21 protein-coding genes and 1 pseudogene are annotated in these 17,983 nt (G+C 51.6%); 5 read left to right on the top strand and 17 right to left on the bottom strand.

The features are described 5' to 3' along the window. Window positions 1-148: 148 nt before the first annotated feature. The 11 genes and pseudogenes from IQ273_RS04580 to IQ273_RS04530 form a co-directional block, all read right to left on the bottom strand. The gene (locus IQ273_RS04580; protein ID WP_228052324.1) at window positions 149-439 is read right to left on the bottom strand and encodes a CPBP family glutamic-type intramembrane protease; all 291 of its coding nucleotides are present in this window, start codon (window positions 437-439) and stop codon (window positions 149-151) included. 98 nt (window positions 440-537) lie between these two features. Beyond that, window positions 538-1,173: a type II CAAX endopeptidase family protein gene (locus tag IQ273_RS04575; RefSeq protein ID WP_313898017.1), complete on the bottom strand. Its 636-nt coding sequence runs from the start codon at window positions 1,171-1,173 to the stop codon at window positions 538-540. Between the two features lie 525 nt (window positions 1,174-1,698). Continuing rightward, window positions 1,699-2,586, bottom strand: a complete 888-nt coding sequence (locus IQ273_RS04570; RefSeq protein ID WP_194021990.1) for an AraC family transcriptional regulator — start codon at window positions 2,584-2,586, stop codon at window positions 1,699-1,701. Window positions 2,587-3,016: 430 nt separating this feature from the next. After that, window positions 3,017-3,760 (bottom strand): 3-oxoacyl-ACP reductase family protein, encoded by a 744-nt coding sequence (locus IQ273_RS04565; protein ID WP_194021989.1) that lies wholly within the window; start codon window positions 3,758-3,760, stop codon window positions 3,017-3,019. Between the two features lie 31 nt (window positions 3,761-3,791). After that, a complete protein-coding gene (locus IQ273_RS04560) occupies window positions 3,792-4,670 on the bottom strand; it encodes an NmrA family NAD(P)-binding protein (RefSeq protein ID WP_194021988.1) in 879 nt (292 codons plus the stop codon). Between the two features lie 293 nt (window positions 4,671-4,963). After that, a complete protein-coding gene (locus tag IQ273_RS04555) occupies window positions 4,964-5,452 on the bottom strand; it encodes a nuclear transport factor 2 family protein (RefSeq protein ID WP_194021987.1) in 489 nt (162 codons plus the stop codon). Window positions 5,453-5,507: 55 nt separating this feature from the next. Further along, a complete protein-coding gene (locus tag IQ273_RS04550; RefSeq protein WP_194021986.1) occupies window positions 5,508-6,242 on the bottom strand; it encodes an SDR family oxidoreductase in 735 nt (244 codons plus the stop codon). 49 nt (window positions 6,243-6,291) lie between these two features. Next, entirely contained in the window at window positions 6,292-7,056 is a 765-nt protein-coding gene (locus tag IQ273_RS04545; protein WP_194021985.1) for an SDR family oxidoreductase, read from the bottom strand. 279 nt (window positions 7,057-7,335) lie between these two features. Then, window positions 7,336-7,536: pseudogene (locus IQ273_RS35670) on the bottom strand (alpha/beta fold hydrolase); the annotation flags it as partial. 60 nt (window positions 7,537-7,596) lie between these two features. Continuing rightward, window positions 7,597-8,025 carry an MgtC/SapB family protein gene (locus IQ273_RS04535; protein WP_194021984.1) on the bottom strand — a complete coding sequence of 143 codons (429 nt, stop codon included), beginning with the start codon at window positions 8,023-8,025 and terminating at the stop codon, window positions 7,597-7,599. Between the two features lie 6 nt (window positions 8,026-8,031). Next, the gene (locus IQ273_RS04530) at window positions 8,032-8,430 is read right to left on the bottom strand and encodes a DoxX family membrane protein (protein ID WP_194021983.1); all 399 of its coding nucleotides are present in this window, start codon (window positions 8,428-8,430) and stop codon (window positions 8,032-8,034) included. A 383-nt stretch (window positions 8,431-8,813) separates the two neighbouring features. Here IQ273_RS04530 and IQ273_RS04525 point away from each other — a divergent pair, with 383 nt between their 5' ends. Then, complete coding sequence (locus IQ273_RS04525) at window positions 8,814-10,550, top strand: mechanosensitive ion channel family protein (protein ID WP_194021982.1); 1,737 nt, start codon at window positions 8,814-8,816, stop codon at window positions 10,548-10,550. A gap of 118 nt (window positions 10,551-10,668) precedes the next feature. Next, on the top strand, window positions 10,669-11,289 hold the full coding sequence (locus tag IQ273_RS04520; protein ID WP_194021981.1) for a fasciclin domain-containing protein: 621 nt from the start codon (window positions 10,669-10,671) through the stop codon (window positions 11,287-11,289). 182 nt (window positions 11,290-11,471) lie between these two features. Here IQ273_RS04520 and IQ273_RS04515 read toward each other — a convergent pair whose 3' ends face one another. Continuing rightward, the gene (locus IQ273_RS04515) at window positions 11,472-12,383 is read right to left on the bottom strand and encodes a YihY/virulence factor BrkB family protein (RefSeq protein ID WP_194021980.1); all 912 of its coding nucleotides are present in this window, start codon (window positions 12,381-12,383) and stop codon (window positions 11,472-11,474) included. A 539-nt stretch (window positions 12,384-12,922) separates the two neighbouring features. Beyond that, complete coding sequence (locus tag IQ273_RS04510; RefSeq protein WP_194021979.1) at window positions 12,923-13,183, bottom strand: hypothetical protein; 261 nt, start codon at window positions 13,181-13,183, stop codon at window positions 12,923-12,925. Window positions 13,184-13,642: 459 nt separating this feature from the next. Between IQ273_RS04510 and IQ273_RS04505 the strand changes: the two genes are divergently transcribed. The 3 genes from IQ273_RS04505 (at window position 13,643) to IQ273_RS04495 (ending at window position 16,161) form a co-directional block, all read left to right on the top strand. Continuing rightward, window positions 13,643-14,335, top strand: coding sequence for an SRPBCC family protein (locus tag IQ273_RS04505; protein WP_194021978.1), 693 nt, complete (start codon window positions 13,643-13,645; stop codon window positions 14,333-14,335). Window positions 14,336-14,381: 46 nt separating this feature from the next. Next, window positions 14,382-14,879 carry a hypothetical protein gene (locus IQ273_RS04500; protein WP_194021977.1) on the top strand — a complete coding sequence of 166 codons (498 nt, stop codon included), beginning with the start codon at window positions 14,382-14,384 and terminating at the stop codon, window positions 14,877-14,879. Window positions 14,880-14,958: 79 nt separating this feature from the next. After that, entirely contained in the window at window positions 14,959-16,161 is a 1,203-nt protein-coding gene (locus IQ273_RS04495; protein WP_194021976.1) for a zinc-dependent alcohol dehydrogenase, read from the top strand. On the opposite strand, the gene IQ273_RS04490 is transcribed toward IQ273_RS04495, so the two are convergent. From IQ273_RS04490 to IQ273_RS04475, 4 genes are all read right to left on the bottom strand, one after another. Next, on the bottom strand, window positions 16,127-16,342 hold the full coding sequence (locus IQ273_RS04490) for a hypothetical protein (RefSeq protein ID WP_194022000.1): 216 nt from the start codon (window positions 16,340-16,342) through the stop codon (window positions 16,127-16,129). The genes IQ273_RS04495 and IQ273_RS04490 overlap by 35 nt on opposite strands. 124 nt (window positions 16,343-16,466) lie before the next feature. Continuing rightward, on the bottom strand, window positions 16,467-16,862 hold the full coding sequence (locus IQ273_RS04485) for a type II toxin-antitoxin system VapC family toxin (RefSeq protein ID WP_194021975.1): 396 nt from the start codon (window positions 16,860-16,862) through the stop codon (window positions 16,467-16,469). After that, entirely contained in the window at window positions 16,862-17,098 is a 237-nt protein-coding gene (locus IQ273_RS04480; RefSeq protein ID WP_194021974.1) for a DUF2281 domain-containing protein, read from the bottom strand. The genes IQ273_RS04485 and IQ273_RS04480 overlap by 1 nt, the downstream gene beginning before the upstream one ends. Window positions 17,099-17,171: 73 nt before the next feature. Then, complete coding sequence (locus IQ273_RS04475; RefSeq protein WP_194021973.1) at window positions 17,172-17,864, bottom strand: RusA family crossover junction endodeoxyribonuclease; 693 nt, start codon at window positions 17,862-17,864, stop codon at window positions 17,172-17,174. Window positions 17,865-17,983: the final 119 nt, after the last annotated feature.

Below are 17,983 nucleotides of genomic sequence, written 5' to 3'. Positions count from 1 at the left end.
TCGTAGGTTATTAGAAGAAATTGGAGCCATGGTGTTTAACGCCTTAGCTGTGGCGAAGATTCGAGATCACCCAACCCCTGTGCGTCCCCGGCGGGCTTGAGAGCATCTGCTTACTGCGTGGCGATATCCAGAACGGCCTTGCCATGCCTCAACCTAGGAGGGCCAGCACGGCATGAACCGTCAGATGGGCGATCATTGCGGTCTCTAGCCCGTAGCACCAGAATAAATACCCCGCAACCCCTGCAACCAGAGAATTTTGGATTAGCAAGAACCCCAGTAAGGGTGGGGTTAACGGCAATCCTAGGGCGATCGCATAGGCCATAGCAAACCCCAGGGAAGAGACAGCAATGGCGACTACTACCCACTGGGCCTGGGGTTTACCCTGGCGCTGCTGCCCAAATCGCCAGCCTAGCCATACCAGCAGCGTCAGTGTTATCAAGCCTTCGCGATCTTGCGGTCATAGGGTACAGATCGTTGCGTAGGTGATTGAAAGAAACGTAAGACATGGTGATTTCCTTTGATCTAGCTGCTGATAGTTCAGCCCATGCCAGCGAGCACCATCACGGGAACAGTGGGCAGGTTGAAGACGACGTGAACGACGACGGCGGGCCAGACCGAGCCGCTGCGGCGCAACAACTCGGCACCGACGAGACCCATCACCAGAGCGGCGGGAAAGACGATATTGATGCCGTGCATGAAGGCGAAGATTAGGGCACTGCCCACGACCCCAAAAACTGGCCGCCCGTGGCACAGCAGCACGTTGGCGATGACGCCCCGAAAGATCAGCTCCTCACCCAGGGGTGTGAGGAGACCGAGAAACAGCGTTGCCAAGATTAAGGACAGCACCCCACCACTGCCACCTTCGGCGTACACTGTCTGAGGGGTGGAGCTGTCTCCGGTGATGGCGATGTAGGCCAGCACCGCCAGCCCCTTGACTATGAAGGCGACTACTCCCGCCCCGACCCCGATCAGTAGCCATCGCCGGGGGACTGGGCGGACGCCGAAGGGGCTGAGGGATCGGATGCGGAGCAGCACAGCGGCGGCGAACCCGGCGATGCCAGCAATGCCGGAGAGCGCGGTGAAGACCAGGCCGTAGACCACGGGATCGAGTCCGAGCCGCGAGAGTTGCGAGCCGATTCCATACCCGACTACGCTAAAGACGATCAGACCCACAATCCCCTCGGGCAAGCCCGGACGGGGAACCTTGCTGGGGCGAGGTGAGGACGTGGCAGTAGTCTTTTCTGATTCCCGTGGGGGGTTAGAAGGAACCTGAGACATGGTAATCAACTCCTTTAGGGCAACGGATGAGCGATCGCACGCCGGGGGACAAGGGCAAGCCGCACGTGCTCAAACAGCGCTGTGCCCAATGTTTGAGATGGCCGGATTCTTGAGATAGCCGAGCCCTTGAGATGCAGCTGATATTTGATCGCAGAACTCAACCGCTAGCCACCCTCTCCAAAACTGCCAAGTCAACTCCCTTTTACTGTTTGTGATGGATTGACTATGTATGTGTGGTAGCAAAGGGTAAGGATCTGGGTCACCCAAAACTCTCATCGCAAGTCTCCGCAGAAATGCGATCAAACACTAAAACCATTGTTTTTGCGACATAACCACGTGCCTTACTGACTAAAGTGTAGCCAGTTCTAATGCTTGACTGCTTTCAGATTCTTACGACGGTTTGTTAGATTCTTATGGAGATTAACGAACCTGTTTGGGTGTCATGCCAGTGAGGCGCTTAAACTGTTGGGTCAGATGGCTTTGACTGGAGAAGCCGACTTGTAGGGCGATGTCTGCAATCGCCAAATCCGTTTTTGACAGCATCAGTTTCGCCTGCTCCACGCGCTGTCGAATCACATACTGGTGGGGCGAAATCCCCATTTCCTGCTTAAACAAACTCGCAAAGTAAGTCGGGCTGATATTCACAACGCTTGCTAGTTCAGCCAAGGACAAATCTCGATTCAAGTAAGTGTGAATGTAATCGATCGCCTGCTGCAACTGGATACGAGTGAATCTGCTGTCTTGGGATGCGATCGGTCGCGTCAGAGTCGAATAGTGTCGCAGCAAATGAATCACTAAAATTTGAGTGAGTGATTCGACATAGAGTTTCCCCATCATCCCGTGCGATCGCAACTCAGCCAATATCAGCATACCAATCTGGTGAAGTTGCAGATCTTGCTGACCAAAACAATGTATAAACTCGAACCGTCTTGAATCCATATCAGAGGCTTCAGCAACCTGTTGAATCAGTTCTGGTTTTAAGCAAATGAATAGTGGAGTACAGGTGATACCACTTTTATCTTGACACCAGTAGCTTGGCTGTCCAGCCGGAATGAAGAGATTGTCCCCTTCCTGAAGGATTGATTCATGCAGTCGATCGTCCCGTTTTTGAATTATATGAGTAGGATTCCCCAGGTGTAAGCTAAGCCAGTGTTCTGAGAGGGCTGGGAGTTCTGCCTCGTAGGTTGAAGCAGGACTTTGACACTGCTCCACCAAAATGCCATTCCAGCTCATTTGACGACTGGAGATCATCAGTGGTTTATTAAACCGTTGGCTGAGTTCGAGCGAGTTGAGCTGGTTGCTGGCCATAGAGCTTGCTCTCACCGATTGCTTGCAGTTACAAAATAACACCTCTCAACCTGACTCTGGCGCAGAAAAAGCGTCTATCAGTTAGAAACCCAAGACAATCACTGGCGCATTAAGGCAAAAGCTAGCCATTAACGCTTCTCTCCTTAGGTAGACTTTTCTAACTTAGCCGTTGATCGTTCATGCAGCAAATTTTTGCCTGACTATTAACTCTCTATACTGTCGCTTTTATCAGCTTGTGCTGGATGGGATTGTTTCAGCAATTCAGCAACTTCTTGCGCGATCGCAATCAGGGCATAATTAACTGAGGAGTCACAGATGGAATTAGTCTGAGATGTAACCTCAGACTCAAAATTATTCTTGCATTGTGATACTGAACGCTTCATGGGATCATTCTCAATGAAATGCTGATTTGTAACTGCTTACGTCTTGTTCAAGCAGCTATGCCGCCATCAATTTTGAGGCTCGCACCCGTGACAAAAGCGGCTTCAGGTCCGGCGAGATAAGAAACCATGCCAGCCACCTCGTTGTCCTGTCCGTAGCGACCAAGAGCAATCATGTTAGTGATTTCTTTAGCAGAGTCCCCATCTGCGGGATTCATATCGGTATTGATCGGACCCGGTTGAATATTGTTGACCGTGATACCGCGAGTCCCCAAATCGCGGGCGAGGCCACGGGTAAAACTAGCGATTGCCCCCTTCGACAACGCATAGACCGAGAGACCGGCAAAGGGGGTAAAATCACTGATGAAGCTGCCAATCATGATGATCCGTCCTCCCTCGCTCATGTGACGAACGGCCTCTTGAGTGGCGACGAAGACGCCTTTGATATTAATGGCGACGAGTCGGTCAAACTCTTCCATCGAGAACTGGTCGATCGGCGCTAAAACCAAAACGCCTGCGTTGTTGACGAGAATGTCGAGCCGACCGAGGGTGTTAACAGTCTCAGCGACGGCGTGTTTTACCGCATCTACATCGGCACTGTCAGCCCGAATCGCCAGGGCTTTTCCCCCGGTTGCTTCAATATCCCGAACCACCTGATCAGCTTTTTGGGGCGAACTGGTGTAGGTGAGCGCAACGGTGACCCCATCGTGAGCGAGACGCTTGGCGATCGCCGCGCCTAAACCGCGTGAACCGCCAGTAACCAGGGCAACTTTGCCTGCAAGTATTGTCGTCATGATGGACTCCTTTAGGTGTGAAATTGTTGACTCAAGTTTGTGCTTCGATCAGTTTGCTGACGGCATCTGCAATCATCATTTGCCCCCTGACTATTTGAACGTGGTTTCCTCCTTCAAAAACAATGTGACCAGAATTAAAGCCGCGCATCATCTCGCTATAACTGTTGACGGCTTCAGGCGAAAAGCCGAATCCGGACATTGTTGCCTGCCACTCGCTTTCGGGGACAGCGACAGCCTGTACGTCGCGACCGAGAACGGCGGCAAAAGCGGCGGCGACATCGTTTGGCGAATAATCTGCTGCGCCGTGCAGTTCGATGATGCGTTTGCCCGTCCAGTCTGCGGTCATCGCTTGGGCAACGGCACGTCCGATATCAGCAGCGCACACCATCGGAATCTTGCGCTCAAGCGGCGTATAGAAGCTCGGCAAAATGCCTTGCTCAGCGGCAACCTTCGCCACGCTGCCCCAGTTTTCCAAAAATGCTGATGCTCGCAAAAAAGCAACAGGGATTTCCAAATCGCCAAAAATTGTCTCTAAAATATGCGTCGTAAAAATGTTTCCCGTGCCCGAGGCGCGTTGTGAGCCGATCGAAGACAGCAACACGACTTTCTGCACGCCAGAATTTTTGATAGCAGCAACGTAACGCTCACCGATTCCTCTCGCCACCGCAAACATATTGGCGACGTTGTAGGCAGGCGGATTCATCGCGTAAACAGCGTCCGCATTCCGCATCGCATGGGTTATCGCTTCTAAATCGCTTAGGTCTGCAAAAGTAACGTCTGCGCCTCTCGCCCGCCAAGCAGCGGCGGTTTTGTCCGATCGCAAAACGACCTGCACCGACTGATTTTTCCCAAGCAAAGCGTCAGCAACCGCAGAACCCGTCTGCCCAGTCGCACCAAAAACTACATACACAAGATTTTCCCCTTGGCTCTATAGCGTGGTTACATCATCGTCTGGCGGATCGGGCGGACAATCACTTCATTGAATTGGATAAAAATGCGATTGCCCTAGACAGAAGAGGGATATAACCACATTTGAAAATATTTAATTCGGCGATGCTACTGGAAAACTAACGTTGTTTTCCTGGAACAGCTCTTTGAGAATTCCTGCTGCAATTCAAGCGCGAGGAAAACTGGACGTAACTGTCCGTGAGATACACAGTTTCCATCAACTCATCAGGTGTAATCCACAATTTAATTCATTGGTTACCTAACTTCTATTTCCAAAACTTTTTCAAAAGCTGGCATGTCCAAGAATGCGGTAACTTCAGTCACTTCTTCATCATCGAAAGTGAAAAACCAGGCATAGCTGTTCCTATACTGTTCTCCATTAATCAAGGTTGTTTCAGCATCAAAATGAATAATAACAACGTCGCCATCTTCATAAACTTGCCACTGTGTTGGCCTTAAAGGCTCCTCTACGCGCTCATTAAAAGGCGCAATCAGCTCTTCTTCAAAAGGCTCGCGTGTGTAAGTGCTGGCATATGTATTAAAGCCACTAATCGTCCAGCGCATATCCTCTGATAAAAGCTCGAAAGGAGAGCCGGTACCATCTTGCCATTGCTGAAAACTCGCCTCGACAACGGCCTTGTTACTTGGTGCCAGTGTTCCATTGTGAACAGAAGTTTGTCCGACAGCGTTACAGCCTACCGTGAGAGTAAGCACCATAGCAGCTAAAAAATGAAATGGTTTCATTACGACAATGTCCTTTGTGTTGGTGATAACGCTCCTATGCTTTGACCGATTCCCTTCAGAACGCACTGACCGTCGGTCGGACTATGATTTCATTCACGTCAACGTCATCGGGCTGGGATACGGCGTACAGCACCGCTCTCGCGATCGCATCTGGGCTAAGCGAAATTTTGCGAAATTCCTGCAAAGCACCTTTCGCCGACTCGTCTGTAATATCAGAGCCCAGCTCCGTCTCAACGACACCCGGAGAGATCGTAGTGACGCGAATATTTTGCGATTCCTGGCGCAGTCCTTCAGAGATAGCCCAAACCGCATGTTTCGTGGCGCAATAGACGGCCCCCGTCGGAACGACCACATGAGCCCCAATCGATGCGGTATTGATGAACTGCCCACCACCTTGAGCTTCCATAATCGGTAGCCCCGCTGCGATACCATTCAATACGCCCCGAATATTCACATTAATCATGTTGTCCCATTCCTCGACTTTCAGGGCATTCATCGGCGATAGGGGCATCACGCCTGCATTGTTAAAGATCACATCGACGCGACCAAATTTGTCTTTGGCAAACTCAACAAATGCTTTCACATTGTCGCGATCGGTGACATCGACTGCTTTGAACTCTGCTGTACCACCAGAGGCGTGAATCTGCTTGACTAGCTTCTCTAGCTTGTCTGTCCGGCGTGCTCCCAAAACGACTTTTGCACCATTTTGGGCGAGCAGATTCGCGGTGGCTTCACCAATACCGCTACTGGCTCCGGTGATAACAATCACTTTGTTTTCTACATTCAGCATGGTGAGGTTTCCTTTTGTTTGAGTTTCTTTGGGCTTCAGTCAGTGTGAATTAAAGAAACATGCCGCCAGAGACTTCAATTCTTTGAGCATTTACCCAGCGGTTATCTTCGGAAAGTAAAGATGCGATCGCCCCGCCAATATCATCGGGAACACCCACTCGACCTAATGCCGTTTGCGAAGCGAGGAAGGTGTTGATTTCTGGATTGTCACGGACTGCACCGCCCGCAAAATCTGTTTCGATCGCGCCCGGAGCTACCACGTTTACGGCAATCTGTCTGTGCCCAAGTTCTTTTGCCATGTATCGGGTCAGCACCTCGATCGCGCCTTTCATGCTGGCATAGGCTGAGTAGCCCGGCAGCGTAAAGCGAGCAAGGCCTGACGAGAGATTCACAATTCGTCCGCCGTCCTTGATCAGTGGCAACAGCTTTTGGGTGAGAAAGAAAACGCCCTTGAATTGGAGGTTTATCAATCGATCAAAGTCGTCCTCGGTGGTTTCAGCAAACGGTTTATGGATGCCAATTCCTGCATTGTTCACCAGAAAATCAAACTGCTCGGCCTGCCACTGATCTCGAAGCGTCTGCTTGACCTGTGCCGCGAATTCATCAAAGGGTTTTGTGCTGGAAGCGTCCAATTGCAGGGCAGCGGCTTTACCGCCCATTTCTGCAATCTCAGAGACAACGCTACTTGCCTCTACTTCACTGCTGCGATAGGTCACGATCACATCGACCCCTTTTTTGGCAAGCGCCAAAGCCGTATTTTTGCCCAGTCCTCGGCTCGCTCCTGTGACCAAGGCGATCTTCGTGTTGTTTGTCACGGTTATTCTCCTTGTTAAAGTCAGTAATTTAATAAGTCTGCGCGGCAGTCTCGCGTACGGAAAGACCGCTGAACTGCGATAATATTAATGACTGGCTGGGTTGCGCCCTTATTTTCACCACGCTTCAAATCTGTCTGCAAATGGTTAACTTGAGCGTAATAAGTTTCCACACTTAAGTTCTTTCAGATTCTTATCGTGATTTATCAGATTCTTATGGTGTCAGCGAACCTGTTTTGGTGTGAATCCAGTAAATCGCTTAAAATGCTGTGTTAAATGGCTTTGGCTAGAAGCACCAAATCCACGGCGATCGTAGGTAATTACTCGACACCCCGCATTCAGCAGCACTAAAGCCTGCTTTTCTCAGGAATGAGCGTTAAGGGGAAATCCATGAATGAGAACAATCGGTTGACCTGTCCCCAGATCTTCGTAGTAGAGATCGATGGTTGCAGAGTTTTCTTGGCCGACAGTAACGTGCAACAACGCCGCTTGGGATTTAGCCTTTTCTTCCCAAACAAACTTCACCTCTGGCCTTGAATTTGGTTAGATATGTTTTTCGGCAAATTTCATCAAGCGCAAGATGATTAAAGCAAACCCTGTGCCCAACAGGCCCAGTTGCCACTGCCCCAGCCCAGCCGCCACCCCAACTCCAGCCGAAATCCAGACGGCGGTGGCCGAGGTCAAGCCCCGTACCCGATCTTCGCGCAAAATTGAGCCAGCCCCAACAAACCCAACCCCGGTAATAATGCCTTGCAGAGTGCGTGCCATAGAGCTGCTATCGGTTTGAACCAGCCCGCTTTGAACGGTAACCAGCACAAACAGGGCGGCCCCTAGGGACACCAGCATATTGGTTCGGAGGCCAGCCGGTTTGTTGTTGAATTCGCGATCAAGGCCGATAATAGCCGCAAATAGGATGGCGATGCCCAATCGTCCGGTAGCATTTAGCCAGGGAATGGGAGACAGTGGATCCATAGGCTTTTACGAGAGCTGAGGGGTTTCAGAACGGGTATACCAGTAGGCCCAGGCAATCAGCACAAACTGAAAGGGCAGGCGAATGGCGTGGAACCACCAAGTATCTGGAATGCCAGAAATTTGAATGTGGTTAAATGCCATATTGAGATTGGCTGGATAAACCGCAATAAATAGAGCGACCAGGCCCCAGGCTGAGAACTGACGCACCGACGGCATGAGCAGGCCCAGACCTAGCGCGATCTCGATCGCACCGCTGATATAAACCAGGGCCGCTGGGGCGGGTAAAAACCCAGGCACAATGCGAATAAAGGGCTGTGGCACCACGAAATGAAGAATACCTGCCACTACCATGCAAACGGCCAAAATAATTCGCAGCGTAGCTTTGTTGTCTTTAAGAAAAGTCATCAGAGGTTGGAGTAAAACTGCGATCGCATCCTCAAGCACCAGCTGAGCATACCTACAAAGCGCGAACCGCTATTGTCTGCTGCCGACGGGGTGCTGTCTTCTAGCCATAGGCAGATTTTGCTGCCGATTTAGCCTAGTTAAATCCTGCCAATGCCTGTTTTGCAACGGGTTTCTTTCTTTCGAGAGAGGTTAATGCCGCCGGAATGCGACACTCTGCGGGGTGAGTATTCCTACTCTCTAAAGCTTCTACTGCTTCAAGTTTTCAAGGGTTTACCGCCCGTTACTGGCCGCTATTTACAGACACCCACAGAGTATCCATTGGCCCTATGCGAAGATTTTTTCTTCCCCATATAACATCTCGCCTACCCCTCCGACTGCGCCGAATGTGGCGGTGGATGTTGTCTCAGGGGATGCGATCGCTGCTGCTAGTGGGCACCTGCTGTTTAATTCTCAGCCACGCTCTGCCGAGCAGCGCTTCTCCGGTACTGGGGCAATTTTCGGCGGTGGGTGGCGGCAACAGCAATCCCTACTCGCTGGGCTGGGTTGAACTAGATGGCTATGACACCTTTCAGATCACGGCCCCCGGTGCCGCCCTGGGGCAGCGTCGCCAGCAAATTCATCAAAATCTGGAGCAGATCCGCGACGACTATTTAGCGCTCGACAACCCCGTTGCCAACATCACGACCCTCCAAACCGAGAGCGGGCAGTCTAAGGTCTACGTCAACAATCAGTATTTAATGACGATCACCTCGGAGGATACGAACCTACAGGGCATGACGACCGAGGGGCTGGTTGAACATTTAAAGGACGTCATTCCAGAAACCCTAGAACGAGCCTACCGACAGCGGCAGCCCGAGTACCGACGGCAGCAGTTTATTCACATTGGCGTGGTGGTGGCGCTGGCCATCGGCCTGATGATTGTGCTTCAGTACACCTCCAAAAAGCTGGTGCGCTCAGCCATCCGAGGGTTAGGCACATCTCTAAACCAGGCTGAGACGACTGAAAACCAGCGTCACCAGGTGCACGATTTGCGCGATCGCCTGCTGCCGCTGGTGCAGGGTCTGGTGCTGGCCAGCACCCTGCTGTGGGCCATGGGGCAGTTTCCCGAACTGCGGATGGTTCAGCAAGAACTGCTCTCGACGCTCAAAGTGCCGATCATTATCGGCATTGTCGTGATTGTGGCCTATGTCGGTATTCGCCTCACCTACACCGTGGTCGATCGCCTCGCCCTGGGCCTCACCGATGAAGCTGGGTTTAGCAGCCACTACTCTCGCCGCGCCCGGCTGCGCATTTCGACCCTCTCAAGCGTGATTAAAAACATCACCAACTTTGTCTGGATTGCAATTGGTTTTTTGGTAGCGCTTTCAATTACGGGAATCGATATTGGGCTGCTGCTGGCCAGCGTTGGCATTATTGGTTTGGCGCTGTCGCTCGCGGCTCAAAACCTGGTCAAAGGCGCAATTCAGGGCTTTTTCATCGTGCTAGAAGACCAGTTTGCGATCGGTGATGTGGTCAAAATAGGCGATGATGCAGGCGTCGTCGAGAAGCTCAATCTGCGCATTACCCAGCTGCGCGATACCGCCGGTCGTTTAATTACCATCCCCACCAGCGACATCAACCGCGTTGCCAACTATTCGCTGCACTGGTCGCAGGCCGACCTCAAAATTCCGGTTCACTACAATGCCGATATTAACCACATGCTAGAGGTCACCCGACAGGTGGGTGACGAGCTACAGCACGACCCCGACTGGAGTTCTCTCATTCTGGACGATCCGCAAATTTTGGGCGTCGATGATTTTGGCGATAGCTCGCTGATCATTCGGGTATGGATTAAGACCCAGCCGATGAAGCAGTGGGATATTTCAAGGGAATACCGCCGTCGCTTTAAGCTAGCTGTTCAGGAGGCAGGTACAGACATACCCTTCCCCCAGCGCGATGTTTGGCTGCATCCTTCCGATGAGTTTCGGCTTACGCTGCAGGGGGCTCTCAACGATGGGCACCCCTCCTATCAGCCCGGCCAAAACGGCAACGGGCAGCACCCCCAAGCCAAAACCGATGCTCAACCCCCCAACGAGCCCGGCGATGACGACGGTGAACCGGCGACAGCACAAGACGTTTAAACCCGAAGCATCTTGGTCATTCACAACTCATTCACGACCATTGACAGATGAGGGAGTCAGATATCTTTACTAAACTTTACATATATTGACCGAGCAAAACCAAACAAGGAAATAATCTATGCGTTTTTCAACCCTTTGTAGTAACACAGCGATCGCCGCTGCGGCAGCCAGCTTTGGCCTGCTGCTAGGTGGTACGGCCCAGGCCGATAACCACACCGATGGCGGCATGATGGAGCCTACGACTCAGCAGCAGGTTGAGCCCACGGACACCATGGGCACCACATCGAGCATGACGATTGTGGATGTGGCCAGCGGTAGCGACTCTTTTAGCACCCTAGTACAGGCGGTACAGGCCGCAGGGTTGGGCGATACCCTGTCTGGCGAAGGCCCCTACACAGTATTTGCTCCCACGGATGAAGCCTTTGCTCAACTACCTGACGGTGCCCTAGAGTACCTGCTTCAGCCTGAAAACCGAGATCTACTGGCTCAGGTGCTGACTTATCACGTGGTAGAAGGCTCTGTAACCTCTAGCCAACTCAGCACAGGTGGCGTCGAAACCATTGGCGGCGGGGTTGCGGTTGCCGTTCGAGATTCTGGCATCGTAGTCAACAACGCCAGCGTTGTTAGTGCCGATATTCAAGCCAGCAACGGTGTTATTCATGCCGTTAACCGAGTGCTGCTGCCTGAAACTCTGCAACAGCAGCTCGCATCCCGCCTAGGCGTAGACAGCATCTACTAAATCTAGTGTTTGGATGATGGGCACAATCAGAATAACGTGCCGTTAACCCAGCTTTCATAGATAATAACTCACCCCGCCTGTTGGTAAGAATGAACGTTCTTTCGACAGGCGGGGTTTAAGTTGGTATTGCTGAATAGTTTTTGCTTACGCAAGTTATGGAGATTGAAGGAAAAGCGCTTGGTTTAGGCCGAGTCAGATTGTTCTTGGGGAGAGGGCTCACTCAAAACGGCATATTTATTGGGCTTAATGGGGGAGCCAAACCGACGGCTATAAACTTGCGTGAGTTCGGCTCCGTAAAACATAATCTGAGCCGAATAAAACACCCAAATGAGCAAAATGATAACTGACCCCGCCGCTCCATAGGACGAACTGAACCCGCTATTACCCAAATAAAGACCGATTAAATACTTGCCCACAGAAAACAAAATGGCAGTAGCGATCGCTCCAAACCATACGTCGCGCCAGGAGATAATCGCATCGGGTAAATACTTAAACAGGGCGGCAAACAGTAAAGTAGTCAGTCCAAAAGCCACCACAAAGTTAATTAGCTGCACCAGGGCATCTAGTCCCGGTGCCAGAGTGTGAAGATAGGCAGAAAATCCAGAGATAACAGAGCTGACGATCAGCGACACCAGCAGCAAAAACCCGATTACCATAATCATCCCCAGCGATAATACTCGCTTGCGCACCAGGTTCATTACGCCAATGTCGGAGCGGGCTTCGAGGTTCCAAATGGTGTTGAGTGCTAGCTGTAGCTGGGTGAGCACTCCGGTGGCACCTACCAGCAGCAGCACAATGCTGATGACTGAAGCAACCCAACCAGAACTCTGACCAGGCCGATTAGCGTTGTCGAGCACGGTGCGAACAAAGTCGGCACCAGTACCGCCAATCAAGGTCTCTACCTGACCCATGAGCTGATCGCGTACGGCGGCACTGTCAAAAAACAGGCCTGCGATCGCGATCGCTAAAATCAGCAGGGGGGCAAGCGAAAAAAGGGTGTAGTAGGCTAATGCTGCGGCTAACTGCGATGCTTTATCCTGGTTCCATTCTTGGAACGCTTGCTTAAGCATTCGCCAAGCTTGTTTTGGGCTCATTGTAAAACTCTTGCCATTCTGCTGCTCTAGTCCATTCACGACCCGTACTGTAGCTACGGTGTTTTCGCGCCGAGTTAACTCTGTCGACGGTACCGTTTTGCCACCGTCGAAGGTTCAGACAAGCATCAGTGAATTGAGGCGAGTATACGATTTTTCCCCTGCTCAAGTCTCTATCGCAAGAGGCAAACCCAGCTATTGCAGCCGTTGATTTAGTTAAAACACATTGACCAGTAGAATTTTCTGGCCTGGGCATTACGCTGCCATGCCCTAACGTCGCACCTGCCCTAGCCGAAGGACCGTTGGCAACCGAGCAGACTGCACTGGGCTAACGTAAATCACAGGTGATCTCCCCTAAGGGATGCGCCTCAAAATAAAGTATTAGCTAGAGTAGCTACTCCATAAGTGGATTCCCGCCTGCGCGGGAATGACGCTGAGACTTTATTCGTTTTTGGGTCCCTAACCCCCTTACGAGAGGGGATCAGGGAGAACCTTGACCCGCTAGCACTGGGGCGATAAGACTATAGCCCAGGCGGTTCTGGTTAGGCGGCGCTTTTTCGGGTTACAGCCCAAAAAATACCGGCGCTGCCGGGAGCCCTTAACTTACAGGCCGGGCATTCGCAGGTCGCGCCACCCGATACCAAGGTGAGATATTTGATTTCTGCCTGCACGGAGGATTCGCTGATGGGCAGGCCCAACATTTTTTTAATGTGAGACTCTAAGGGGCGGCAGGCCCGCCGTGCATAGCCCTGGCCTTTGCGCTCAGAGTAAATGATGTAATCCGAAAGCCAGCTGTCATTCATGGCGGCAACTTTACGAGTCAACACTAGGTAACTTCACATCTATCGTGAGACGTAGATCAACCTATTCCCAGCGATAGATTCCACTTTATCATGCCCCAAAACGGCCTGACTTTCTCATCGGCTACATCGGTAGATACTTTGGGGCTGGCCAAAAGCCTTGATTGGCCATCGATGGTGTATTCAAACGCCGAGCAGCAGGTATATTGCCTGCTGATCAGTTGCTTGGCGATCGCCCCGACGGGTTTATCTACTCCTGATGGAGGGCTAGTTTACGGCTCGTTTCTGCCTTACGGTCGACGGAGATTGCGATTTAGCCTCCTACGCTGAAACCATGATTTAACGGTGAGTTTTGATTGCTGCGGGCCGCTGGCCGGGCCTTTAATCGAGCGGCAAAAAACTTACCCTAGGCTGTCATTTGCTGACTTATTTATCGCAGCCCTGCTGTCAGGAGGTACGGATATGGAAAACGCTATGAGCACCCAGACGCCAGCCAGTAAACAGGCGGGTGACCTGGAACGCTGGGCTTCGATTATCGGCGGCGGGGCGATGGTGCTGACGGGTCTACAGCGGCGATCGCTGAAGGGCATTCTCACCGCTATTGCCGGTGGGGGCCTGGTGTATCAGGGCACTCAGGGTAAAAGCACCCTCAAACAGGTGGAAGACGCCGCTGGTCTGGACCACGCCATTCGAGTTGAGAAGACCGTGACCATCAACCGTCCGGCTGCGGATCTGTACGCTTTTTGGCGTGACCTCACCAACTTGCCTACGTTTATGCGTCACCTGCAGTCGGTGCAGGTGATCGACGATCGCACCTCTCACTGGGTGGCCAATGCGCCGCTGGGCCAGGCCATTGAGTGGGATGCGGTAATTGTCAACGACGAGCCCAACCACCTAATTGCCTGGACATCGACCGACGATGCCCCAATTGAAAACTCTGGGTTTGTGCGGTTTCGGCCTTCGGCTGGCGATCGCGGGACTGAGGTCAAGGTGGTGATGGAGTACCAGCCACCGGGCGGCATGTTGGGCACCGCGATCGCCAAACTCTTCGGTGAAGAACCTGAGCAGCAGATCGGCGACGAACTCCACCGGTTTAAGCAGCTGATGGAAGCTGGCGAAATCGCCACCATCGAAGGACAACCCAAAGGTGGCTAGGGCCACCGACCAATTCATTCTTTCTTTAACGTTTTTGAGTAGAACCATGCTGACAATTTCTCGTTTTCACTTTATTTCTGTGTCGTGCCGCCGCCAGGTCTCTAGTCTTGGCCAGCGGCTGAGCTTCGGCTTTGGGGTAGCTCACAGCCTGCGCGGACTGGCTCGCCGAGCCAGCCAAATCGTAACGGTAGCCATGCTGGCGATGGTGCTCTGGCTAGGGGCTGCGAGTACCTACACCCAGCCCGCCCAGGCCGACGACAACCTCGACGCGAGACGCTACGAAGCTGAAGCCGTGCGGCAGTCGCGCAACCCGCTGAGCAATGAAAACTTCAACGGTGGTGTTGACCCTACAGTCGCTGCAGAACGTAGCCAGGCCCCCGAAGATCAGGCCAGAGGAATTCTGGGCACCGTCAAGGATGCAGTGCAAGACGTTCTACCCGGCAATGGCGATGAGAGCCTGGGCCAAAATGCCGCTAACCCCAACGCCCAGCCCAACCCAACCCGCAACCCGACGCTGAAGCGCTACGGAGCAGCTGAGCAGTAAGTCCGCTCGCCTCCCTACCATCACGCCTCTAGCACCTTGTCCCGGCCATTCACCTCGGCCATTCACTCAGGAGAAATTGATGAAAGCAGTCTGCTGGCACGGTTCCCAAGATGTGCGGGTTGACACCGTACCCGACCCCAAGATTCTCAATCCCCATGACGCCATTATCAAGGTGACCTCGACCGCCATTTGCGGCTCTGACCTTCACCTTTACGATGGCTATATTCCCACCATGCAGTCGGGGGATATTTTGGGGCACGAGTTTATGGGAGAAGTGGTCGAAACTGGCCCCGAGGTGACCAACCTGAAACAGGGCGATCGCGTCGTAGTGCCCTTTACGATCTCCTGCGGCAACTGTTTTTTCTGCAATCGTGATCTGTGGTCGCTGTGCGACAACACCAACACCAACGCCTGGATGGCCGAGAAATTCTACGGCCACTCGCCTGCGGGGCTGTTTGGCTATTCCCACTTGCTGGGCGGCTACGCGGGTGGCCAGGCCGAGTATGTGCGGGTGCCCTTTGCCAACGTGGGTCCGCTCAAGGTGCCCGACGGCCTCAGCGACGAGCAGGTGCTGTTTCTGACCGATATTTTTCCCACCGGCTATATGGCCGCCGAAAACTGCGATATTCAGCCCGGTGAGGTGGTAGCGGTGTGGGGCTGTGGCCCGGTCGGTCAGTTTGCCATTCGCAGCGCCATGATGCTGGGGGCCGAGCGGGTGATTGCGATCGATCGCATTCCTGAGCGGCTGGCCCTCGCTGAAGCGGCAGGGGCAGAGATCATCAACTACGAAGAGATGGATGCTGGTGTTGCCCTCAAGGAAATGACCGGCGGCATTGGCCCCGACTGCTGCATCGATGCGGTCGGTATGGAGGCCCACGGTACGGGCGCAATGGCGCTATACGACACGGTCAAGCAGGCCGTTCGTATGGAAACGGGGCGCGCTATGGTGCTGCGACAGGCGATCGTGGCCTGTCGCAAGGGGGGCAAGGTCTCGGTGCCCGGCGTTTATGGCGGCTTTATCGACAAAATGCCGATGGGGGCGTTTGTGAATAAGGGGCTAACGATGCGATCGGGCCAAACCCATGTGCATAAGTACCTGCGGCCCTTGCTAGAGCGCATCCGCAACGGCGATATTGATCCCACGTTTTTAATCACCCACCGGCTACCGCTGGAAGAGGCTCCCCACGCCTACAAGATCTTCCGCGACAAAGAAGAAAACTGCATTAAGGTGGTGCTAAAGCCGTTTGCTACCACTCCAGAGCTGGCTGGTGCAGCGACTTAGAAAGAATAAATAGCCCTCTGATTGTCACTTGAAAAAAGGTGCGCCACCTTAACGATGGCGCACCTTTTTTCGTCTCTTCGTGGAGCAGCACCACGGGCACCCCGGCCTGGGCAATTTGCCAGGTGGCCTCGGTACCGGCCTGCTCGCTGCCAGTCACATGAATAGGGGCTGGGGTTTGCACTGCATAGCTCTCAAAACTTAGCTTTTTTAGGATAACGGGTTCTAGCCGCTTAAAGGTATCGCGGTGTTTCTGTAATGTAGCCGAAGGTAAAGATGAGAATGTCCGCCGCGCTGGGCAAAACTGGCTACGCCCATACTTTTTCAATTGGGTAGGCATCAAAGGCTTTGTCGCAGCTAGCCAAGGGCAGCGATCTATTGATCGCTTGCGAAATCAGAAGGCGATCGAACGGGTCTCTATGCTCTTTGAGATAAAAGGGCAAGTTGTAAACTCGGATCGTATCTTGAATCGATATATCTAATAGTTTAAATCGTGTCAATGCAAATCTGGCTTCAATTTCATTAAAATCAATTTCTAGGAAAACCCGCTCTTTTTGTGACTTGAGGGCGATCTCCCAAAAGCTAACAATGCTCACAAAAACATTTTCTGTTGATTCAATCTGACTTTTCACAGATAGTGGCAATTTTGAATCATCTTCAGCCATCCAGATAAATGCATGAGTGTCTAGGAGAATAGAACTCATTACATATATTCCTCAAACTCTTCTAAGGGTTCGTCGAAATTATCGGGCAATGGCAATACAAAGGTTCCTTTCATAGAACCTGCTAGGCGAAGGTTCTGAGGCTCCGCATCTTCTCCAATCTCAGCAGAGTCTTTGGCATAGCGGCTGACCAAAAACTCTGTATAGAGCAGTACAGACTGCTGAATTGGTTCCGGCAGCTTATGAATGTTGTTCAAAATCGAAGATTCTAGTGTCATTCTTTGCCCTCCTGCCTTACAGTAAAATCAAAAATAACTTAACTTGCTATGCGTCAATACTAACAGGCACTGTTTATTTTTTTGATTTTTGTTTTTCTATCATTGCTCCAATTTCTCCCTTTATCTCTTCAATTTTGAAAATCGGAAAACCTTTCGCTCGAGAAATGTGAAATATTCTCTGAACCGACATCAGCCCCCTTGCTAAATAATAATCTCCTTTTTTATCCAATACTTTATCCCTAGACAAAAGCATTATTTCCATTTGTTCGACGACTGATAAAGTGTTTTCAGGGTTTTCTTTGTCCATCCACGTGGGATAACATAAGCCATTTCCCATATGGACAAAAAAGAGCCCGTCTTTTAGTAGCCATCCATCTCGATCAAACATTTTAATTCTGATATTTATCTTTTGTTCCACACTAAAGAAGTCTAGCCATCTGCAATCAACAGCTTGAACTTGACAGTCATCTATAAGGATTCCATCTGGGCCAGAAATAGCATCTAGTATAGGCTTTATTATGTTGTCCACATCAGCTGATGAGTCACTTTCATATCTATCTTGCTCATGAATCCACCATTCAATATAGATTTGAACGTCATCGGTTAGTATGAATTCACACTTGCTTGTAATTTTGTGAATTGCTGACGTTACAATATCCTTTCTTCTCCGGCTCGCTTGAAGTGAAACCGGATTTTCGTTGATAACTATTTCTAGTTCACCAGGAGAAAGAAGCGACCTATTTCTATCCCATTTTTCTTTTGACATAGCTAATTAATGTTTACTTCTCAATTCAGCAAGCTTTATTCATTATACTAAAAAATAATGTAGCAAAACCTGCTTGAAATCTTATTGTTACCCAAGTCGCGATTAGAGGTGACAGGTGA

The organism is Nodosilinea sp. LEGE 07298 (genome assembly GCF_015207265.1).
Lineage (GTDB): Bacteria > Cyanobacteriota > Cyanobacteriia > Phormidesmidales > Phormidesmidaceae > Nodosilinea.
Note: the sequence above shows the minus strand (reverse complement) of the source record. Positions and strands in the feature narration are given on the sequence as shown.

Coding starts and splice junctions, on each gene's coding strand:
- IQ273_RS04525 (WP_194021982.1), top strand. CDS start 8,814: ATGTGGCGGTGGATGTTGTCTCAGGGGATGCGATCGCTGCTGCTAGTG.
- IQ273_RS04475 (WP_194021973.1), bottom strand. CDS start 17,864: ATGTCAAAAGAAAAATGGGATAGAAATAGGTCGCTTCTTTCTCCTGGT.
- IQ273_RS04520 (WP_194021981.1), top strand. CDS start 10,669: ATGCGTTTTTCAACCCTTTGTAGTAACACAGCGATCGCCGCTGCGGCA.
- IQ273_RS04495 (WP_194021976.1), top strand. CDS start 14,959: ATGAAAGCAGTCTGCTGGCACGGTTCCCAAGATGTGCGGGTTGACACC.
- IQ273_RS04515 (WP_194021980.1), bottom strand. CDS start 12,383: ATGAGCCCAAAACAAGCTTGGCGAATGCTTAAGCAAGCGTTCCAAGAA.
- IQ273_RS04505 (WP_194021978.1), top strand. CDS start 13,643: ATGGAAAACGCTATGAGCACCCAGACGCCAGCCAGTAAACAGGCGGGT.
- IQ273_RS04550 (WP_194021986.1), bottom strand. CDS start 6,242: ATGCTGAATGTAGAAAACAAAGTGATTGTTATCACCGGAGCCAGTAGC.
- IQ273_RS04500 (WP_194021977.1), top strand. CDS start 14,382: ATGCTGACAATTTCTCGTTTTCACTTTATTTCTGTGTCGTGCCGCCGC.
- IQ273_RS04565 (WP_194021989.1), bottom strand. CDS start 3,760: ATGACGACAATACTTGCAGGCAAAGTTGCCCTGGTTACTGGCGGTTCA.
- IQ273_RS04485 (WP_194021975.1), bottom strand. CDS start 16,862: ATGAGTTCTATTCTCCTAGACACTCATGCATTTATCTGGATGGCTGAA.
- IQ273_RS04555 (WP_194021987.1), bottom strand. CDS start 5,452: ATGAAACCATTTCATTTTTTAGCTGCTATGGTGCTTACTCTCACGGTA.
- IQ273_RS04535 (WP_194021984.1), bottom strand. CDS start 8,025: ATGGATCCACTGTCTCCCATTCCCTGGCTAAATGCTACCGGACGATTG.
- IQ273_RS04530 (WP_194021983.1), bottom strand. CDS start 8,430: ATGACTTTTCTTAAAGACAACAAAGCTACGCTGCGAATTATTTTGGCC.
- IQ273_RS04480 (WP_194021974.1), bottom strand. CDS start 17,098: ATGACACTAGAATCTTCGATTTTGAACAACATTCATAAGCTGCCGGAA.
- IQ273_RS04570 (WP_194021990.1), bottom strand. CDS start 2,586: ATGGCCAGCAACCAGCTCAACTCGCTCGAACTCAGCCAACGGTTTAAT.
- IQ273_RS04510 (WP_194021979.1), bottom strand. CDS start 13,183: ATGAATGACAGCTGGCTTTCGGATTACATCATTTACTCTGAGCGCAAA.